This is a genomic window from Allobosea sp. NPDC055594, assembly GCF_053618995.1.
This window is the reverse complement of record NZ_JBSHIO010000005.1, coordinates 234,006-249,595: the sequence shown is the minus strand read 5'-3', so window position 1 is coordinate 249,595 and position 15,590 is coordinate 234,006. Positions and strand designations below refer to the sequence as shown.

Here is a 15,590-nt window from a genome sequence, read left to right as displayed (position 1 = left end):
GCGGCGATCCAGGCCTTCAGCGCAGCAGCGACGAGCCCGTCATCTCCGCCGGCTGCTTCAGTCCGAGCAAGGCGAGCAGCGTCGGCGCGACATCGGCGAGGCGCCCCTCGGCCAGCGCCTTGGCACCGCTGCCGATCACCATCGCCGGCACCGGGAAGGTGGTGTGGGCGGTATGCGGATTGCCGGTCACCGGATCGACCATCAGCTCGCAATTGCCGTGGTCGGCCGTCACGAAGAGCGCGCCGCCCTTGGCGAGGATCGCGTCCGCGATCTTGCCGAGGCCGGCATCGACGGTCTCGACCGCCTTGACCGCGGCCGAGAGCACGCCGGTATGGCCGACCATGTCGGGATTGGCGAAGTTCAGCACGAACAGGTCATAGGTCCCGCTCTCGATGGCGGCGACCACCTTCTCCGTCAGCTCCGGCGCCGACATCTCCGGCTGGAGGTCATAGGTCGCGACCTTGGGCGACGGCGTCATGCTGCGCGCCTCGCCTTCATAAGGCTCCTCGCGCCCGCCATTGAAGAAATAGGTGACGTGCGGGTACTTCTCGGTCTCGGCGAAGCGGATCTGCTTCAGCCCCGCCCTGGCGACGGTCTCGCCGAGCCCGTTCGCCAGGCTCTGCGGGGAAAACAGCGCCGGCATCAGCGGATCGAGCTCGGAACTGTAGGAGGTCATGCCGACCGCAGCGACGAGCTTCGGCGCCTTCGGCCGCGGGAATCCGCTGAACTCGGCGAAGAGCAGCGGCGCGAGAATTTCGCGGATGCGGTCGGCCCGGAAATTGAAGCTGAGCAGTCCGTCACCATCCTTCATGCCGCCGAATCCCGCGATCACCGCCGGCTTGATGAATTCGTCGCTGACATTGGCGGCATAGGCCGCCTCGATCGCCGCGGCCGCGCCGGGCATCTGTTCGCCCTCGCCGAGCGCCATCGCCTTCCAGGCGAGTTCGACCCGCTCCCAGCGGTTGTCGCGGTCCATGGCGTAATAGCGCCCGGACAGGGTCGCGACCTTGACCTGCTCCGGCAAGGCCGCCTGAAGCGCCGCGACATAGTCACCGGCCGAACGCGGCGGCGTATCGCGGCCATCGGTGAAGACATGGATCACGGCCGGAATGCCGGCCTCGACCAGCAGCTTCGCCAGCGCCACGGCATGGTCCTGATGGGCATGCACGCCGCCGGGCGAGACCAGACCGATGAGATGGCAGGTGCCGCCGCTCGCCTTCAGCTTCGCGACGAGGCCGCTCGCCGCGAGCGCCTGCTTCAGCGTGCCGTCGGTGATCGCCTGGTTGATGCGCGGCAGATCCTGCATCACGACGCGCCCGGCGCCGAGATTGAGATGGCCGACCTCGGAATTACCCATCTGGCCCTCGGGCAGGCCGACATCGAGCCCGCTGGTGCGCAGGAAGGCATGCGGCGAGGACGTCCAGAACCGGTCAAAATTCGGCGTCTTCGCCAGACGAACCGCATTGTTGTTCGCGTCGTCGCGCCAGCCCCAGCCATCGAGGATCATCAGCATGACGGGACGGCTGGACATCTTGGCAACCTGTGCATCTGCGAAAAGGTGCTTGTGCGGATATCACGCTCCGCGCGGCCAAGGCGAGCGCTAAGGTGGCGCAAGCGGAGGGAGGAGAGCGCGTATGACGATCAAGGCAGTGGTGTTCGATGCCTATGGCACGCTCTTCGATGTGCAGTCCGTCGCCGGACTGACCGAGGCGGCCTTTCCCGGCCATGGCGGCACGATCACCCAGATCTGGCGGCTGAAGCAGCTCGAATACACCTGGCTGCGCTCGCTGATGGGCCGCTACGAGGATTTCTGGAGCGTCACCCGGGCATCGCTCGACTTCACGCTGAAGACGCTCGGGCTCGAAGCGACGCCCGAGCTCATCGTCCGCATCGCCGCCGCCTATGACGCGCTCGCCCTCTACCCGGAAGCGCTGGACGCGCTGAAAGGCCTCGCGCCGACACGGCTCGCCATCTTCTCCAATGGCAGCCCGTCCATGCTGACCAACCTCACCAGGCAGGCGGGGATCGACGGCCTGCTTGAGACGGTGATCAGCGTCGACGAGATCAGGGCCTACAAGCCCGATCCGCGCGGCTACCGCCTCGTCGAGGACAGGCTCGACCTCTCCCGCGAGGAGATCCTGTTCGTCTCCTCCAACGGCTTCGACATCGCTGGCGCCAAGGCCTATGGCCTCACCGTCGCCCGCATCGAGCGGATCACGCCCGCCGCGCTGCGTGCCGAACTCACGAGCGGCGCGATCGGCCCGGCGGCGATGTTCAAGGCGCTGCGCATGCAGCCGGAACAGCTCGGCGAGCCCGCCGATCTCACCATTTCGGCGCTGACGGAGCTCGTGCCCTATGTGGCTGCGCGGCGCTGACGGCGCTGCTGCGCCCGCTCACACCACGCTGGTCAGGCCGCCATCGACCATCAGCAGATGGCCGCTGACATAATCCGAGGCTTCCGAGGACAGGAAGATCGCCGCGCCGATCAGCTCTCTGGTCTCACCCCAGCGCCCGACCGGCGTGCGGCTCTTGACCCAGTTCGAGAAGGTCTCGTCGGCGATCAGGGCCTTGTTGAGCTCGGTGACGATATAGCCTGGGCCGATCGCGTTGACCTGGATGTTGTGCTTGCCGAGCTCGGCGGCGAGGCCCTGCGTCATCAGCGCGACCGCGCCCTTGGTCGCGGTATAGGGCACGATGGTCGGCCGACCGAGCTTGCTCATCACCGAGCCGATGCTGACGATCTTGCCGCGATTGCGCGGCGCCATGCGCTTCGCCACCGCCTGAGTGACGTAGAACACCGAGTGCAGGTTGGTGGCGACGAGGAAATGCCAGTCCTCCGCCGGGAAGTCGACGAAGGCGCCGCGCTTCTGCGTGCCGGCATTGTTGATCAGGATGTCGATCGGCCCGATTTCGGCCTCGATCGCCGCGACGCCGGCCTCGACCGCCTTCTGGTCGGTGACGTCGAAAGGAGCGATGGAAACCTTGTGCCCGGCGGCGGCGATCGCGCCCTGCGCCGCCTCGAGCTTGGCCTTGTCGCGTCCGTTCAGGACGACATGCGCTCCGGCCGCCGCCAAGCCCTCGGCCATGGCGAGGCCGATGCCCTGGCCGGAGCCCGTGACCAGGGCGATACGCCCATCGAGCTTGAACAGATTGAGCGACATCCTATCCTCCCGGTCTCGTGGCTTGGCACCTCGTCCCGGCTTGGGTAAGCGTTTTAAAACGATTAGACAATCGCCGGGACCGCATAGCCGCTGGTCCCCCAGGGAGAGCTTCCATGCGCGCCGTCGTCATTCATGCCGAGAAGGATCTCCGCGTCGAGGAGACCAGGACTCCCGAGCTCGGCCCGCTTGATGTGCGCGTGCGGATCAAGGCGGGCGGCATCTGCGGCTCCGACCTGCATTACTACCTGCATGGCGGTTTCGGCACGATCCGCGTGCGTGAGCCGATGATCCTCGGCCACGAGATCGCCGGCATCGTCGAGGCGGTCGGCGCCGAGGTCTCGCGCGTCGCTCCAGGCGATCTCGTCGCGGTCAATCCGAGCCGCTCCTGCGGGCGCTGCCGCTATTGCCAGACCGGCCAACAGCAGCACTGCCTCGATATGCTGTTCTATGGCAGCGCCATGCGCTTTCCCCATGTCCAGGGCGGCTTCCGCGAGCAGTTGGTCATCGAGGAGCGCCAGGCGGTGAAGCTCCCCGCCCATATCGGCGCAGCGCAAGCGGCCTTCGCCGAGCCACTCGCGGTCTGCCTGCATGCAGCCAAGCGCGCCGGCCCGCTGCTCGGCAAGCGCGTGCTGGTCACCGGCTCGGGGCCGATCGGCGTGCTGACCGTCGTCGCGGTCCGCGCCGCCGGCGCCGGCGAGATCGTCGTCACCGACGTGGTCGACGGACCGCTGCCGATCGCCCTCAAGATGGGCGCGACCACCGCGATCAACGTCATGTCCGAGCCGGACCGGCTCAAGGCCGACTACGGCGCCGACAAGGGCAGCTTCGACGTGATGTTCGAGGCCTCCGGCAACCAGCACGCCCTGACTGGCGCCTTCGATGTCGTCCGCCCCGGTGGCGTCATCGTGCAGATCGGCGTCGGCGGCAATTTCACCCTGCCGATGAACGTCGTCGTCGCCAAGGAGTTCGAGCTGCGCGGCTCCTTCCGCTTCCATGAGGAATTCGACTGGGCGGTGGCGCTGATCGCATCGGGCCGGATCGACCTCTCGCCGCTGCTCACCGCCTCGATCCCGATCGCGCGTGCCGTCGAGGCCTTCGACCTCGCCGCCGACAAGTCGAAGGCGATGAAGGTGCAGCTCGCCTTCGACTGAGGAGGCTTGCCCCGAGAAGCGCGGCATTCCGGCTCGAGCCCTCGGGGCCGGAATGACCATGCGGCGGGAGCGACAACGAACTCAGATCGCCGCATGTCCTTCCGGACGCACGGCGATCCATCTCTGTCTCATGGCACCGTATTCATCCGAAAAGCGGACTCCGCTTTTCGGACCGAGGCTCTAGCGGTCGGCGCGCGCGACCACCGCCTGGAGCAGCACATTGAGGCCGGGCTCGAGATCGTCCCGGTCGCAGTTTTCCTCATTGTTGTGGGTGATGCCGCCCTTGCAGGGCGCGAAGATCATCGTCGTCGGCGCATGGCGCGCGACGAAATAGGCGTCGTGCCCGGCCTGGCTCAGGATATCCTGCGTCCGGTAACCCATGGCCAGCGAGGCGCTGCGCACCTGGTCGACCAGCTCCGGTGCGAAGATCGCCCCACCCCAGTTCCAGACGTCGAGGATTTCGGCAGTGCAGCCTGCCCGCGCAGCTGCCTCGCCGACCGCACGGCGCATCCGCTCGGCCATCACCAGCGCGGTTTCCGGGTCGGGATGGCGGACGTCACAGACGGTCTGGGCCCAGTCGGAGAGAATGCCGGGCTTGTTCGGCCAGGCGATCAGCCGCGCCGCCGTCGCCTTGCCGCCGCTGCCGGCATATTCCCAGCCGAGCTCGTCGACGGCGACCAGCAGGCGCGCGCCGGCGATCAGCGCGTTCTTACGCCGCTCCATCGGCCAGGGACCGGTATGGGCGGTCTCGCCGCGGAACTCGACCAGCATGCCGGTGCTCGGGAAGCCGCCGGTGACGACACCGACCTGCATGCCGTCGCGATCGAGATAATAGCCCTGCTCGATATGGAACTCGAAATAGGCATCGAAGGCGTGCGGCTTCTCTTCCATCTCGCCGAGATAGCCGATCCGCGCCAGCTCCTCGCCGATCGACTTGCCGTCGTCGTCGCGGCGCTCGCGCGCCCAGTCGAGCCCGTAGGCGCCGACGAAGCAGCCGGAGCCGACCATCGGCGGCGAGAAGCGGCTGCCTTCCTCATTGGTCCAGTTGACCACTTCGAGCGGCCGACGGGTGCGGTGGCCGAGCGCGTCGAGCGCCCGGCAGACCTCGAGCCCGCCGAGCACGCCGGCGATGCCGTCGAAGCGGCCGCCATTGACCTGGGTGTCGAGATGGCTGCCCATCACCACCGGCGGCAGGCTGTCGTCGAGGCCAGAGCGGCGGGCGAAGATATTGCCCATGCCGTCGATGCGGACCGTCAGCCCGGCCTCGCGGCACCAGCCGACGAATTCGTCGCGCATCTGCTTGTCGGCATCGCCGAGCGCGAGACGCGAGAGGCCGCCCGGCCGCCCGAGGCCGATCTCGGCCGAACGCTCGAGGGTCGCCCAATAGCGCTCGATATCGACGCGCGCAGACGCTGGCAGTGCCATCACACTCTCCTGACTATCTCGAAATTCTCAGTGGCCGAACAGTCGCGCCGGGCCGAGCACGATGCCGGGGAACAGCACCATCAGCAGCAGCACCGCCACCATCGAGCCGATGAACGGCAGCAGATAGCGGAACGAGGCCGACATCGGGATGCCGCCGACCCGGCAGGCTGCCATCAGGTCGATGCCGAGCGGCGGCGTGTTGGCGCCGATGGCGAGGTTCACCGTCAGCAGCACGCCGAAGAACACCGGGTCGATCTGGTAGGCGCGCAGGATCGGGATGAAGACAGGCGCCAGGATCAGGATGATCGCAATCGTCTCCATGAAGGTGCCGAGGACCAGCAGCACGGCCATCATCATGAGGAGTGCGACAGTAGCGCTGCTGGTCGCCGAGGAGATCGCGTTGACGATCAGCTGCGGCACCTGCTCGGCCGCCAGGATCCAGCCGAAGATGCTGGCGCAGGCGATGACGAACAGGATCGAGGCCGAGCCTTCCGCCGTCTGCTTCACCAGATTCCAGACCAGCGGGACGGTGAGTTTGCGATAGACCAGCCCGCCAACGACCAGCGCATAGAGCACGCCGATTCCGGCGGCTTCCGTCGCCGTGAAGATGCCGCCGCGAATGCCACCGATGATGATCACCGGGCCGAGCAGAGCAAGCGCGGAATCCTTCAGCGCCAGCCAGAGTTCGCCCCAGTTGAAGGCCTCGCCGCCGCGCCAGTCGTTCCGGCGTGCGATGATATAGGCGACGATCATCAGGCCGAGGCCGGTCAGAATGCCGGGGATGATGGCCGCGACGAAGAGCGCGCCGATCGAGGTGTTGGTCGCGGTGCCGTAGACGATCAGCACGATGCTGGGCGGAATCACCGTGCCGAGCGAACCGGCGCAGCCGAGCAGCGAGCAGGAGAAGCCGGTATCGTAGCCGCGCTCCTTCATCGCCGGCAGCATCATCGTGCCGATCGCCACGACATCGGCGACGCCGGAGCCGGACAGCGCGCCGAACAGCATGCAGCCCATCACCATCACGATGGCGAGTCCGCCGCGGGCGCGCCCGACCAGGGCGCTGCAGAGCCGGATGATGCGCGGCGTCAGATCGCCGTGCAGCAGCAAAAGGCCGGCGAGCAGGAAGAGCGGGATCGCGAGCAGGGTAAAGGAATCGATGCCGGCGATGACGCGCTGCGCCACGACGATCAGCGGCGCAAGATCGGATACGAGCAGATAGACGACAGAGGCGAGGCCGAGCGCGACCGCGATCGGTGCGTCCAGCGCCACCAGCACGGTGAAGCTGGCGAGCAGCAGGGCAAGTCCGAGCGTCACGGGGCGCGCTCCTTGAACAGGGGCAGAAGGATGACGATGGCCGAGAGGCCGGCTCCGATCGGCAGCGCGACGTAGACTACGGCATTGGGGATCTGCAGCGCGGTCGTCAGGCTGTCGAGGCCGGCTTCGGTGAGCTGCCAGCCGGTATAGGCGAGGATGACGAAGAACAGCGCCGTCAACAGCCGGGCAACCAGCTCCAGCCCGCGCCGCCGGCGTTCATTGCGCACCAGCAGGGGCAAGAGGCCGGCATTGAGATGGCTGGCACGCACCGTCGCCGGCACGAGGCCGATGAAGACGCTCCAGATCAGCAGGCTGCGCGGCAGCTCCTCGGACCAATAGGGCGTGGTGCCGAAAACATAGCGCCCGAGGGCGACATAGACCACGACGGCGCTGAAGAGCGCGACGCCGAGGGAGGACACGCCCAACGTCAGCCGGTCGACAAGGTCGACCACACGGGCGAGCGCGCCTTTTGACGCGGCAGGCGATGAGTCGGGGGTCATGAGAGCCTCTCCTCGGCGGGAATGGGATCGCCGGAAGGCGAGACGCCGCCAGGCCTTCGCCTGGCGGCGTCCTGCCGGTCCGCGATTGCGGACTTACTTGCGGTACTTGTCGAGCAGCGCCATCAGGGCCGGGCCATAAACGGCCTCCTGCGACTTCCAGACCGGCTGGACCGCGGCGATGAACGGCGTCGGATCGACCTTGTTGACGGTCATGCCCTTGGCGGTCAGCTTCTCGACCAGCTGCTGGTCGGAGGCGGTGACCATCTTGCGCTGCTCGTCGCGCCATTTCGCGGCGGCGGCCAGCACGGCCTCCTTGTCGGCCGGACCGACCTGATCCCAGATCCGCTTGCTGACGACGAGGCAGGCGGCACCCCAGACATGGCCGGTCAGGGCGGCGTATTTCTGGACGTCCGCGAAGGACGAGGAATCGATGATCGAGAGCGGGTTCTCCTGCGCGTCGAACACGCCCTGCTGCAGCGCCGAATAGAGCTCGCCGAAGGCCAGCGGTGCCGGCTCGGCGCCGAGGGCGCGGAAGGTGTCGAGCCGGACCTTGTCGGGCGTCACGCGGATCTTCACGCCCTTCAGGTCTTCCGGCTTGTTGACCGGCGCCTTCTTGGTGGTGATGTGGCGATAGCCGTTCTCCCACCAGGACAGCACGACGATGTTCTTGGCCGCGAGCAGTTTGGCGAGCTCGGTGCCCATCTCGCCGTCGAAGGCAGCGAAGGCCTTCTCGCGGGTCGGCCAGGCATAGGGAAGCTCGACGATGCCCATGCGCGGCTCGATCGGCTGGAAGGAGCCGCTGCCGATGACGCCGCCCTGCATGGTGCCGATCTGCAGGCCTTCGACGACGTCCTTCTCGGTGCCGAGCTGGCCCGACGGGAAGACCTGGATGGTGACGCGCCCCTCAGTCGCCTTGGCGACGTCCTCGGCGAAGCCCTTGGCCGCGACATTCCAGCTGTGGCTCTCGGCCAGCACATGGCCGAGCCGGATCTGGACCTTGTTCTGCGCCATGGCCGGCACGGCGGCGAAACAGCCGAGGACCGCGGCGACCTTCGCCAACGCGGTCATTCCGACGAATTTCATGGTTCTTACCCCTCTATGCGGTTTTCTAGATATGCCCGTGATTGTTTGAGGCACGGGCGTGGCTGGCAAATAGATATTGGCTATGCTTGGCATCCGGGCCGTGCTCAAGCCCGGCGCGCAGCTATCCGCTCCCCCCGTATGGGGCTGGGACAGCGCGGATTTCGGCTGCTTCAGGCGATCACCGGCGCCGTGATGGCGTTCAGCGCCGAGACCAGATCGGTCGGCCGCATCCTAAGCTGCAATCCGCGCTGGCCGCCATTGAGATAGACCAGCTCATGCACCAGCGCCTGCTCCTCGAGCGCGGTCGCAATCCGGCGGATCTGGCCGAAAGGACTGATTCCGCCGACCTTGTAGCCGGTCAGCCGCTCGGCCTCGGGCGGCTTCATCATCTGGGCCGACTTGCCGCCGAAGGCCGCGGCGAGCTTCTTCATCGAGACTTCGCGATCGGAGGGCAGGATCACACAGACCGGCTTGCCGTCGACCAGCGCCATCAGCGTCTTGAGCACGCGCTGCGGCGGCTCGCCCAGCGCCTCCGCCGCCTGCAGGCCGACCTTGTCGGCCCCGGGATCGTAATCATAGCTGTGGACGGTGAAGGCGACGCCCGCCTGCTCCAGCACTTTCGTCGCCCGTGTCGCCTTCGACATTCCAGCCTCCAGGGCGCAGCCGCCGCGGCCACAGCCTTCCGATGCGGCGCGGACCATCTTCCGTGGCCGGAGCAACGTCAATGCGGCCGGCTGCGGGCCGGAAGCCAACCGGACGCAGCTCGCCCGGCGACAAGGGCCGCAGCCTGACTTGCTCGCCTCCGGAAAGGCGATATATTCAAAGATAAAGATACATCTAACAAGATCATGGGGAGGTCATATGCTGAACCGTCGCGACATCCTGCTCGGCGGCACGGCCGCTGCACTGGCCGGCTCCGCTTCGGGCGCCGTTTCCCAGGTGGTCGCCACGGCCAAACAGGGCGAGCGGGCGATCTCGATCCTCAGCGACGGTAGCTTCGAGATGCCGCAATCGATGCTGGCGCGCGATGTCCCGCTCGACGCGATTGCCCAGGCGACCAAGGCGAGCGGCCCGACCGTCAGCGTGCTCAACGTCACCTGCTTCAGGCAGGGCGATCAGGTCGTCGTTTTCGATTGCGGCTCGGGCGCCAACTTCCTGCCTGGAACCGGCAAGCTCGCCGCCAGCCTGGAATCCGCCGGCATCGCGCCCGACAGCGTCACCCATGTGCTCTTCACCCATCTCCACCCCGACCATTTCTGGGGGGCGCTCGACGATTTCGACACGCCGCTCTTTCCGAACGCCCGCTGGCATGCCGACAAGCGCGAGGTCGCCTTCTGGACCGACGCCAAGGTCTACGAGAAGCTGCCCGAGGACCGGCACGCTTTCGCCGCCGGGGCGCAGCGCATCGTCAAGGCGCTCGGAGAATCGCTGGAGCTGCACGATGCCGGCTCGGAATGGGTGCCGGGCGTCGCCGCCTTCGACACGGCCGGCCATACACCCGGCCACGTCTCCTTTGAGCTCAAGGATGCGAGCGGCCCGGTCTTCGTTCTCGGCGATGCGCTGACGCACAGGATCGCCTCCTTCGCCCATCCGGAATGGCGTCCGGCCTCCGACCATGACCCCGATCTCGCCGTCGCCACTCGGCGCAGGCTGCTCGACCGCGCCGCGAACGAGAAGGCGCGGGTGATCGGCTATCATCTCGATGGCGCCATCGGCCGCGTCGAGCGCGACGGCAACGCCTATCGCTTCGTCTCTGGCGGCTGAGCACGACGGGACCATGCGGCAACGCCGGTCTCGCCGGCGCGCCGCCCGAATTCAGCGTCCCGCAGCGTAGAACTTCGCCTTGTCGGGCTTGTAGGTCCAGGCCAGCCCGGCATTCTTCCAGCCATTGACCGTGCGCTGGCCGTAAGGGGAAGCATCCCCCTCGAAGCCCTCATACTGGCTGTAGACCTGGGTGAACCCGGCTTCTGCCAGCTTGTCGACGGCGCGGGCCGAACGGTCGCCGGAGCGGCACATCAGGATGACGCGATCGTTCTTGGTGAGGCCCTTGGCGGCCAGCAGCCGCTCGACGTCTCGGCTGAAGACCGGGTTGGCATCGAGCTTGTAGCGCCCTTCCTTGTCGTCCCAGTCCCAGAACTCGGTGACCTCGACGAAGGGGACGTGACCGTCGATCATCGGTGCCCAGCCGGTGAACATCATCTCCGCCCGGGTCCGCACATCGACGAACAAGGTGCGTGCCCCCTCCCGGCTCATCGTCTCGGCCGCCTCGCGCGGCCGCATATAGAGGCCGAGCGAGGTCTGCTTGGCCTTGGGGATGGTGGCCTGAGCCTGGGCCGAGGCTGCCGCCGGCGCGGCGCCGGGGGCAGCTGGAGCCTGCGCCGAGGCGGAAGAGATTGCGGCGGCCATGACGATGGCCGACAGGATGGCGATCTCGCGTTTCATGCGGATATCCCTCACCGGTTCTCGGCTATGCCCGCGCCGCTCAGCGCGGCTGGTGCGGGCAGGTGCGGATGCCGAGCAGCGTGTAGGCCGGGCAGAAGCGGAACAGCGCCGTCGCCAGCATGACCACCCCCCAGACCGTCAGCGCGTATTTCCAGGCGCCCCAGCCGGCGACCAGTTCGGCGAGCGGCGAGACGAAGGCCGCCATGACAAGCACGATACCGACGACGAAACGCACCCAGCGATCAAGGACACCGACATTCATCGACCCGCTCCATGGTTATAACATATTTATATTCATATATATGAATTATAGGATGTCAATAGGGCCGCTATGCGGCATGGCTGGTCCGTGACCATGATTGTGCGAGCCATCGAGCAGCCGTTCGATGATGTCGATCAAACAAGACAGCGATTTCCGGACTTTCGGGCCCTCCGCCCTGCATGTCGCCAGCACGGCGCGCCGGATCGCCGCAGCTTTCAGCCGCCTGGAATGCACTGCTGGCGCGTATCGCCGCAGGGTTACGCCGAACGTGCTCCGCTCAGCGCCGGAAGATGAAGAGGTTACGGATCGAACCTTCCATCAGGAAGGCGATGCCGAGTCTGGCGCCGATCATCATGCCGCCGATCGCCAGCGGCCAGGACAGCGCCATCATCGAGCCCGCCGAGATGCCTTGCCCGATCGTGCAGCCGCCGGCGAGCACGCCGCCACCACCCATCAACGCCGCGCCGAGGAGATGCCGGCGCATCTCGTAATGGTCGTCGAAGGCCTCCCAGCGGAACTCCGCGTCGAACAGCGCCGAGACGAAGGAACCGCAGATCACGCCGACGATCGTGCCGACGCCGAAATCGAACAGCCCGACCGGGGTGGTCAGCACCGCATAGAGCGCGCGGCCGACCGGCGACACGAAGGTCAGGCTCTGCGTGCGCGGGTTGAGGGCGAACTCGTCGATGGCGACTCCGGTCGCCCACCACCCCAGGACCACACCGAGCCCGAGCGTCGCCCCCGCGAGCAACAGGCGTGGCGAGCGCCGCAGCCGCCGGTCGATCACGACCGCGCCGATCAGCAAGGCCGGCGCAACGATGCCGAGCGCGAGCCGCAGATCCCCGAGCCCCAGCCATTCCAGCACCGAGGGCAGATCGCCCTGGACCGAGCCCGGCACGGCGACCGCAACCTGCTCCAGAACGTCGATCCGCAACGGCGCCAGGATGCCGCGCAGCGTCGCATAGGCCACTGCGCCGAAGACCATCATCACGATCAGGCTGCGCAGATCGCCGGCACCGAGCCGGATCAGCGAGCCGAAGCTGCAGGTGCCGACCAGCGCCATGCCGATGCCGAACAAGGTGCTGCCGAGGAGGATCGAGAACCAGGCGAGCGCGCCCGGCACATAGGTCGAGAACGCGGGCGAGAGATCGCCGCGCCAGATCATCAGCTGCGTGCCGAACAGCGCAATGGCGAGCGCCAGCCCGAATATCCGCAGCCGGCGGGTATCGCCGCCGATCCAGAAATCCTCGACCGCCCCGAAAGAGCAGAGTCGCGCCCGTCGCACGGTGAAGCCGCATGCGGCGCCGATCCCGACGCCGACCAGCGTCACAGCCCAAGGGGAGAGCGGCGCCACGGCTCAGCGCACAGGCGAGGGAACCATTTTGGTCGTCAATCCTCTTTCGCCGGCTTCTGCGGTCCGCAGAAAATGTCGTAGATCACCGAGATCACGCGCCTGACATCGTCGTTGGCGAGGCTGTAATAGATCGCCTTGCCATCCCTTCGCGTCGTCACCAGCTGGTCGAGCCGCAGCCGCGCCAATTGCTGAGACACCATGGGCTGACGCAGCGAAAGGATATGCTCCAGCTCGGTCACCGTGCGCTCGCGTTCTGCGAGCAGGCAGAGCAGGAGCAAGCGGTTCTCATGCGAGAGCGCCTTGAGGAAATCGCTCGCCTTGCGCGCCTTGCGCATCAGGACATCGAGCTCGGGCGAGAACTCCTCGCCGTCGCGCAGCTCGGTCTCGAGAGCCTTGGAAACGATCGCGCTCATTGCTTTTCCATTGTCGCGGACAGGCCGCTCGTTCGCTCTATCGTCTTTTCTATGTCAGCTAGCATCTTGCCAAGCAAACCCCAGAACGTGTCGTTGCTGAGATAGCCGGTGATCCGGCCGATCTCGCGCCCCTCAGAAACCAGCACGAAGGTCGGCGTGTAGCGCACCGGCTTGGCGAGGCCAGTCTCAGGCGCGCCGCCCTTGCCGAGGTCGATCCGCCGCAGCGGTGCCGCCCGCCCCTCCGCCGTATTGTCGTAGCCAGGGGCGACCTCGCGGTCCCAGCGCTCGCACCAGACGCAGCCCGCGCGCTCGAACATCAGGAGCTCCGCGCCGCGCGCCGCCATGGCCGGCAGCAGCAGCGCAGAGGCGACAAGCAAAGCACGCATGACATTGGCGGTTGCATTCATCCCGTTAACATAGTCGTATTCAGATATATAAACCAGAGGCAGGATCAGGGCGTGTTCGACATCTCGATCGCAGGTGCCTTCATGGCCGGGCTGCTCTCCTTCCTCAGCCCCTGCGTGCTGCCTTTGGTGCCGCCCTATCTCTGCTTCCTGGCCGGGGTCGGCATCGGCGAATTATCCGGTTCCAGCGGCAGGCTCGAGGCCCGCCAGTCGCGCCGGATCGTGATGATGGCCGGCGCCTTCGTGCTCGGCTTCACCACCGTCTTCGTTGCGCTCGGCGCCACCGCTTCGACCATCGGCACCGTCGTCACCGCCTATTTCGAAACGCTTTCGATCATCGCCGGCGCGCTGATCCTGATCATGGGCCTGCATTTCCTCGGCTGGCTGCGGATCCCCCTGCTCTATCGCGAGGCGCGCTTCCAGACCGAGCGCAAGCCGGCGAGCATGATCGGAGCCTATCTCGTCGGCCTCGCCTTCGCCTTCGGCTGGACCCCTTGCGTCGGGCCGGTGCTGGCGACGGTGCTGATGGTCGCCGGGGCGGAAGGGACCGCTGCCCGCGGCGCCACCCTGCTCGCCGCCTATTCGCTGGGGATCGGCGTGCCCTTCCTGCTCGCGGCCGTGTTTGCCGGCCCGTTCCTCAATCTGATGGCGCGGTTCCGCCGCCACATGCCGGTGGTCGAGAAGACCATGGGCGCGGCCCTCGTCGTCACCGGCCTGCTGTTCATGACCGGCACCATGCCGGTGCTGGCCGGCTGGCTGCTCCAGACATTTCCGGCCCTCGGCACGATCGGATAGGGAGAGGCTGATGCTGACGCGCAGAATCCTGCTGGGCACCGCCCTCGCGGCAACGCTCGCCAAACCGGCGGCGGCCGCCGCCATCCTGGGCGAGGACGGGCTCTACCATCTCGACTGGTATCTCGAGAGCTTCCTCGACCTCGCCGAGGACCTGCAGGGCGCGACCGCCAACGGCAAGCGGCTCGCCATCATGTGGGGGCTGAAGGGCTGCCCGGCCTGCCGCCGCATGCACGAGGTCCATCTCGCCGACCCCGCCATCGAAGGCTACATCAAGGCGAATTTCGAGGTGCTGCACCTCAACCATATCGGCGCGCGCGAGGTCACCGATTTCGACGGCGGCAAGCTCGGCGAGAAGCAGCTCGGCGAGCGCTACGGGGTCAGATTCACCCCGACGATCCAGTTCCTGCCCGAACATGCGGACGGGCTGAAGGATCGCAAGCCACAAGCCCGCGAGGTCGCACGCATGCCCGGCCTGCTCGAGCCGCCGCAATTCCTGGCGATGTTCCGCTATGTCCGCGAGAAGGGTTATGACAGCGCGCCCTTCCCCGACTGGCTGAAGCGTAATCCGGTGAAGTCGGGCTGAGCCGAAACGAAGAAGGCGGGCCGCAGATGCGACCCGCCTTCACCGTCTTCCCGGCCGCAAGAGCGGATCGCCCCCGCCTGCACCTTTGTCGCTACTTGTTCACCGGCGATTCCGGGTCGAACAGATAGGCCATCACATCCTTGATCTGCTGCTCGTCGAGCACCTTGTTGATGCCGAAGCGCGGCATGTTCGAGCAGGGCACCACCGCCATCGAGTTGTAGATCTTGGTATAGGCGTCCTTGATCGTCTCCGGATCGTATTTCCGGTCCTTGCCATAGGCGGCGAGACTCGGGCCGAGCGTGCCATAGCTGACCTCTTTCGGGTCGAGCTGGTGGCATGCGAAGCAGTTGCCGCCGGAGACGGTGTTCGGCGCGTCGGAGAACTGGCCGCCGCGCCCGTTATTGGCGACCTGATAGCCCTTCTTCCAGTCGCCGAGGAATTTTCCGTCGGCGGGATAGGAGACGCGCGCCGATTCGCGCTTCAACATCGCCTCGGACTGCGCCGAGGACGGGCTGTTGCGGGTCGTGTTGCAGACGGCGAGCGACTCGTCCGGCTTGATCCGGGCCTGCCATTCCGGCGGCGCCTTGCCGAAGGTCGCGGCAAGGTAAGCGTCGATCACGGCCTGGCTCGGCCGCTCGTCGGCAAGTGCCGCGCCGGCCGAAAGCAGCAGCGCGGCACCGGCGAAGATGTGCTTCATCATGTC

General features: G+C 66.8%; 18 protein-coding genes. 5 read left to right on the top strand and 13 right to left on the bottom strand.

Annotated elements, in window-relative coordinates; genetic code table 11:
* Positions 1-16: 16 nt before the first annotated feature.
* On the bottom strand, positions 17-1,531 hold the full coding sequence (gene gpmI, locus ACWGRX_RS12810; protein WP_452117829.1) for a 2,3-bisphosphoglycerate-independent phosphoglycerate mutase: 1,515 nt from the start codon (positions 1,529-1,531) through the stop codon (positions 17-19).
* Between the two features lie 103 nt (positions 1,532-1,634).
* Here gpmI and ACWGRX_RS12805 point away from each other — a divergent pair, with 103 nt between their 5' ends.
* Positions 1,635-2,375: a haloacid dehalogenase type II gene (locus ACWGRX_RS12805; RefSeq protein ID WP_452117828.1), complete on the top strand. Its 741-nt coding sequence runs from the start codon at positions 1,635-1,637 to the stop codon at positions 2,373-2,375.
* Positions 2,376-2,393: 18 nt separating this feature from the next.
* On the opposite strand, the gene ACWGRX_RS12800 is transcribed toward ACWGRX_RS12805, so the two are convergent.
* Complete coding sequence (locus tag ACWGRX_RS12800; protein ID WP_327522189.1) at positions 2,394-3,161, bottom strand: SDR family oxidoreductase; 768 nt, start codon at positions 3,159-3,161, stop codon at positions 2,394-2,396.
* 113 nt (positions 3,162-3,274) lie between these two features.
* Here ACWGRX_RS12800 and ACWGRX_RS12795 point away from each other — a divergent pair, with 113 nt between their 5' ends.
* On the top strand, positions 3,275-4,312 hold the full coding sequence (locus tag ACWGRX_RS12795) for an L-idonate 5-dehydrogenase (RefSeq protein ID WP_452117827.1): 1,038 nt from the start codon (positions 3,275-3,277) through the stop codon (positions 4,310-4,312).
* A 180-nt stretch (positions 4,313-4,492) separates the two neighbouring features.
* Here ACWGRX_RS12795 and ACWGRX_RS12790 read toward each other — a convergent pair whose 3' ends face one another.
* The 5 genes from ACWGRX_RS12790 to ybaK all read right to left on the bottom strand — a co-directional run bounded on the left by ACWGRX_RS12790 (position 4,493) and on the right by ybaK (position 9,278).
* The gene (locus tag ACWGRX_RS12790; RefSeq protein WP_452117826.1) at positions 4,493-5,737 is read right to left on the bottom strand and encodes a Zn-dependent hydrolase; all 1,245 of its coding nucleotides are present in this window, start codon (positions 5,735-5,737) and stop codon (positions 4,493-4,495) included.
* Between the two features lie 27 nt (positions 5,738-5,764).
* A complete protein-coding gene (locus ACWGRX_RS12785; RefSeq protein ID WP_452117825.1) occupies positions 5,765-7,051 on the bottom strand; it encodes a TRAP transporter large permease in 1,287 nt (428 codons plus the stop codon).
* The gene (locus ACWGRX_RS12780; RefSeq protein ID WP_452117824.1) at positions 7,048-7,551 is read right to left on the bottom strand and encodes a TRAP transporter small permease; all 504 of its coding nucleotides are present in this window, start codon (positions 7,549-7,551) and stop codon (positions 7,048-7,050) included. Before ACWGRX_RS12780 ends, ACWGRX_RS12785 begins: the two co-directional genes overlap by 4 nt.
* A 93-nt stretch (positions 7,552-7,644) precedes the next feature.
* Positions 7,645-8,634 (bottom strand): TRAP transporter substrate-binding protein, encoded by a 990-nt coding sequence (locus tag ACWGRX_RS12775; RefSeq protein ID WP_291635961.1) that lies wholly within the window; start codon positions 8,632-8,634, stop codon positions 7,645-7,647.
* A gap of 170 nt (positions 8,635-8,804) precedes the next feature.
* On the bottom strand, positions 8,805-9,278 hold the full coding sequence (ybaK, locus tag ACWGRX_RS12770; protein WP_452117823.1) for a Cys-tRNA(Pro) deacylase: 474 nt from the start codon (positions 9,276-9,278) through the stop codon (positions 8,805-8,807).
* A 217-nt stretch (positions 9,279-9,495) separates the two neighbouring features.
* Between ybaK and ACWGRX_RS12765 the strand changes: the two genes are divergently transcribed.
* Entirely contained in the window at positions 9,496-10,398 is a 903-nt protein-coding gene (locus ACWGRX_RS12765) for an MBL fold metallo-hydrolase (protein WP_452117822.1), read from the top strand.
* 51 nt (positions 10,399-10,449) lie between these two features.
* Here ACWGRX_RS12765 and ACWGRX_RS12760 read toward each other — a convergent pair whose 3' ends face one another.
* From ACWGRX_RS12760 to ACWGRX_RS12740, 5 genes are all read right to left on the bottom strand, one after another.
* Positions 10,450-11,076, bottom strand: a complete 627-nt coding sequence (locus ACWGRX_RS12760) for a rhodanese-like domain-containing protein (protein WP_452117821.1) — start codon at positions 11,074-11,076, stop codon at positions 10,450-10,452.
* A 40-nt stretch (positions 11,077-11,116) separates the two neighbouring features.
* The gene (locus ACWGRX_RS12755) at positions 11,117-11,338 is read right to left on the bottom strand and encodes a YgaP family membrane protein (RefSeq protein ID WP_291635953.1); all 222 of its coding nucleotides are present in this window, start codon (positions 11,336-11,338) and stop codon (positions 11,117-11,119) included.
* Positions 11,339-11,615: 277 nt separating this feature from the next.
* Positions 11,616-12,692: a YeeE/YedE family protein gene (locus ACWGRX_RS12750; protein WP_452117820.1), complete on the bottom strand. Its 1,077-nt coding sequence runs from the start codon at positions 12,690-12,692 to the stop codon at positions 11,616-11,618.
* 35 nt (positions 12,693-12,727) lie between these two features.
* On the bottom strand, positions 12,728-13,105 hold the full coding sequence (locus ACWGRX_RS12745; RefSeq protein ID WP_291635949.1) for an ArsR/SmtB family transcription factor: 378 nt from the start codon (positions 13,103-13,105) through the stop codon (positions 12,728-12,730).
* The gene (locus ACWGRX_RS12740) at positions 13,102-13,512 is read right to left on the bottom strand and encodes a hypothetical protein (RefSeq protein ID WP_452117819.1); all 411 of its coding nucleotides are present in this window, start codon (positions 13,510-13,512) and stop codon (positions 13,102-13,104) included. The genes ACWGRX_RS12745 and ACWGRX_RS12740 overlap by 4 nt, the downstream gene beginning before the upstream one ends.
* An 81-nt stretch (positions 13,513-13,593) precedes the next feature.
* Here ACWGRX_RS12740 and ACWGRX_RS12735 point away from each other — a divergent pair, with 81 nt between their 5' ends.
* Positions 13,594-14,304, top strand: coding sequence for a cytochrome c biogenesis CcdA family protein (locus ACWGRX_RS12735; protein ID WP_291647041.1), 711 nt, complete (start codon positions 13,594-13,596; stop codon positions 14,302-14,304).
* Between the two features lie 10 nt (positions 14,305-14,314).
* Positions 14,315-14,887: a SoxW family protein gene (locus tag ACWGRX_RS12730; RefSeq protein ID WP_452117818.1), complete on the top strand. Its 573-nt coding sequence runs from the start codon at positions 14,315-14,317 to the stop codon at positions 14,885-14,887.
* A 91-nt stretch (positions 14,888-14,978) separates the two neighbouring features.
* Here the strand turns inward: ACWGRX_RS12730 and soxX are convergent, their stop codons facing one another.
* Positions 14,979-15,584 carry a sulfur oxidation c-type cytochrome SoxX gene (gene soxX, locus ACWGRX_RS12725; RefSeq protein ID WP_452117951.1) on the bottom strand — a complete coding sequence of 202 codons (606 nt, stop codon included), beginning with the start codon at positions 15,582-15,584 and terminating at the stop codon, positions 14,979-14,981.
* Positions 15,585-15,590 lie beyond the last annotated feature (6 nt).

Coding starts and splice junctions, on each gene's coding strand:
- ACWGRX_RS12765 (WP_452117822.1), top strand. CDS start 9,496: ATGCTGAACCGTCGCGACATCCTGCTCGGCGGCACGGCCGCTGCACTG.
- ACWGRX_RS12745 (WP_291635949.1), bottom strand. CDS start 13,105: ATGAGCGCGATCGTTTCCAAGGCTCTCGAGACCGAGCTGCGCGACGGC.
- ACWGRX_RS12795 (WP_452117827.1), top strand. CDS start 3,275: ATGCGCGCCGTCGTCATTCATGCCGAGAAGGATCTCCGCGTCGAGGAG.
- ACWGRX_RS12775 (WP_291635961.1), bottom strand. CDS start 8,634: ATGAAATTCGTCGGAATGACCGCGTTGGCGAAGGTCGCCGCGGTCCTC.
- ACWGRX_RS12740 (WP_452117819.1), bottom strand. CDS start 13,512: ATGAATGCAACCGCCAATGTCATGCGTGCTTTGCTTGTCGCCTCTGCG.
- ACWGRX_RS12790 (WP_452117826.1), bottom strand. CDS start 5,737: ATGGCACTGCCAGCGTCTGCGCGCGTCGATATCGAGCGCTATTGGGCG.
- soxX (WP_452117951.1), bottom strand. CDS start 15,584: ATGAAGCACATCTTCGCCGGTGCCGCGCTGCTGCTTTCGGCCGGCGCG.
- ACWGRX_RS12760 (WP_452117821.1), bottom strand. CDS start 11,076: ATGAAACGCGAGATCGCCATCCTGTCGGCCATCGTCATGGCCGCCGCA.
- ACWGRX_RS12730 (WP_452117818.1), top strand. CDS start 14,315: ATGCTGACGCGCAGAATCCTGCTGGGCACCGCCCTCGCGGCAACGCTC.
- ACWGRX_RS12755 (WP_291635953.1), bottom strand. CDS start 11,338: ATGAATGTCGGTGTCCTTGATCGCTGGGTGCGTTTCGTCGTCGGTATC.
- ACWGRX_RS12805 (WP_452117828.1), top strand. CDS start 1,635: ATGACGATCAAGGCAGTGGTGTTCGATGCCTATGGCACGCTCTTCGAT.
- ybaK (WP_452117823.1), bottom strand. CDS start 9,278: ATGTCGAAGGCGACACGGGCGACGAAAGTGCTGGAGCAGGCGGGCGTC.
- ACWGRX_RS12735 (WP_291647041.1), top strand. CDS start 13,594: ATGGCCGGGCTGCTCTCCTTCCTCAGCCCCTGCGTGCTGCCTTTGGTG.
- ACWGRX_RS12780 (WP_452117824.1), bottom strand. CDS start 7,551: ATGACCCCCGACTCATCGCCTGCCGCGTCAAAAGGCGCGCTCGCCCGT.
- ACWGRX_RS12800 (WP_327522189.1), bottom strand. CDS start 3,161: ATGTCGCTCAATCTGTTCAAGCTCGATGGGCGTATCGCCCTGGTCACG.
- gpmI (WP_452117829.1), bottom strand. CDS start 1,531: ATGTCCAGCCGTCCCGTCATGCTGATGATCCTCGATGGCTGGGGCTGG.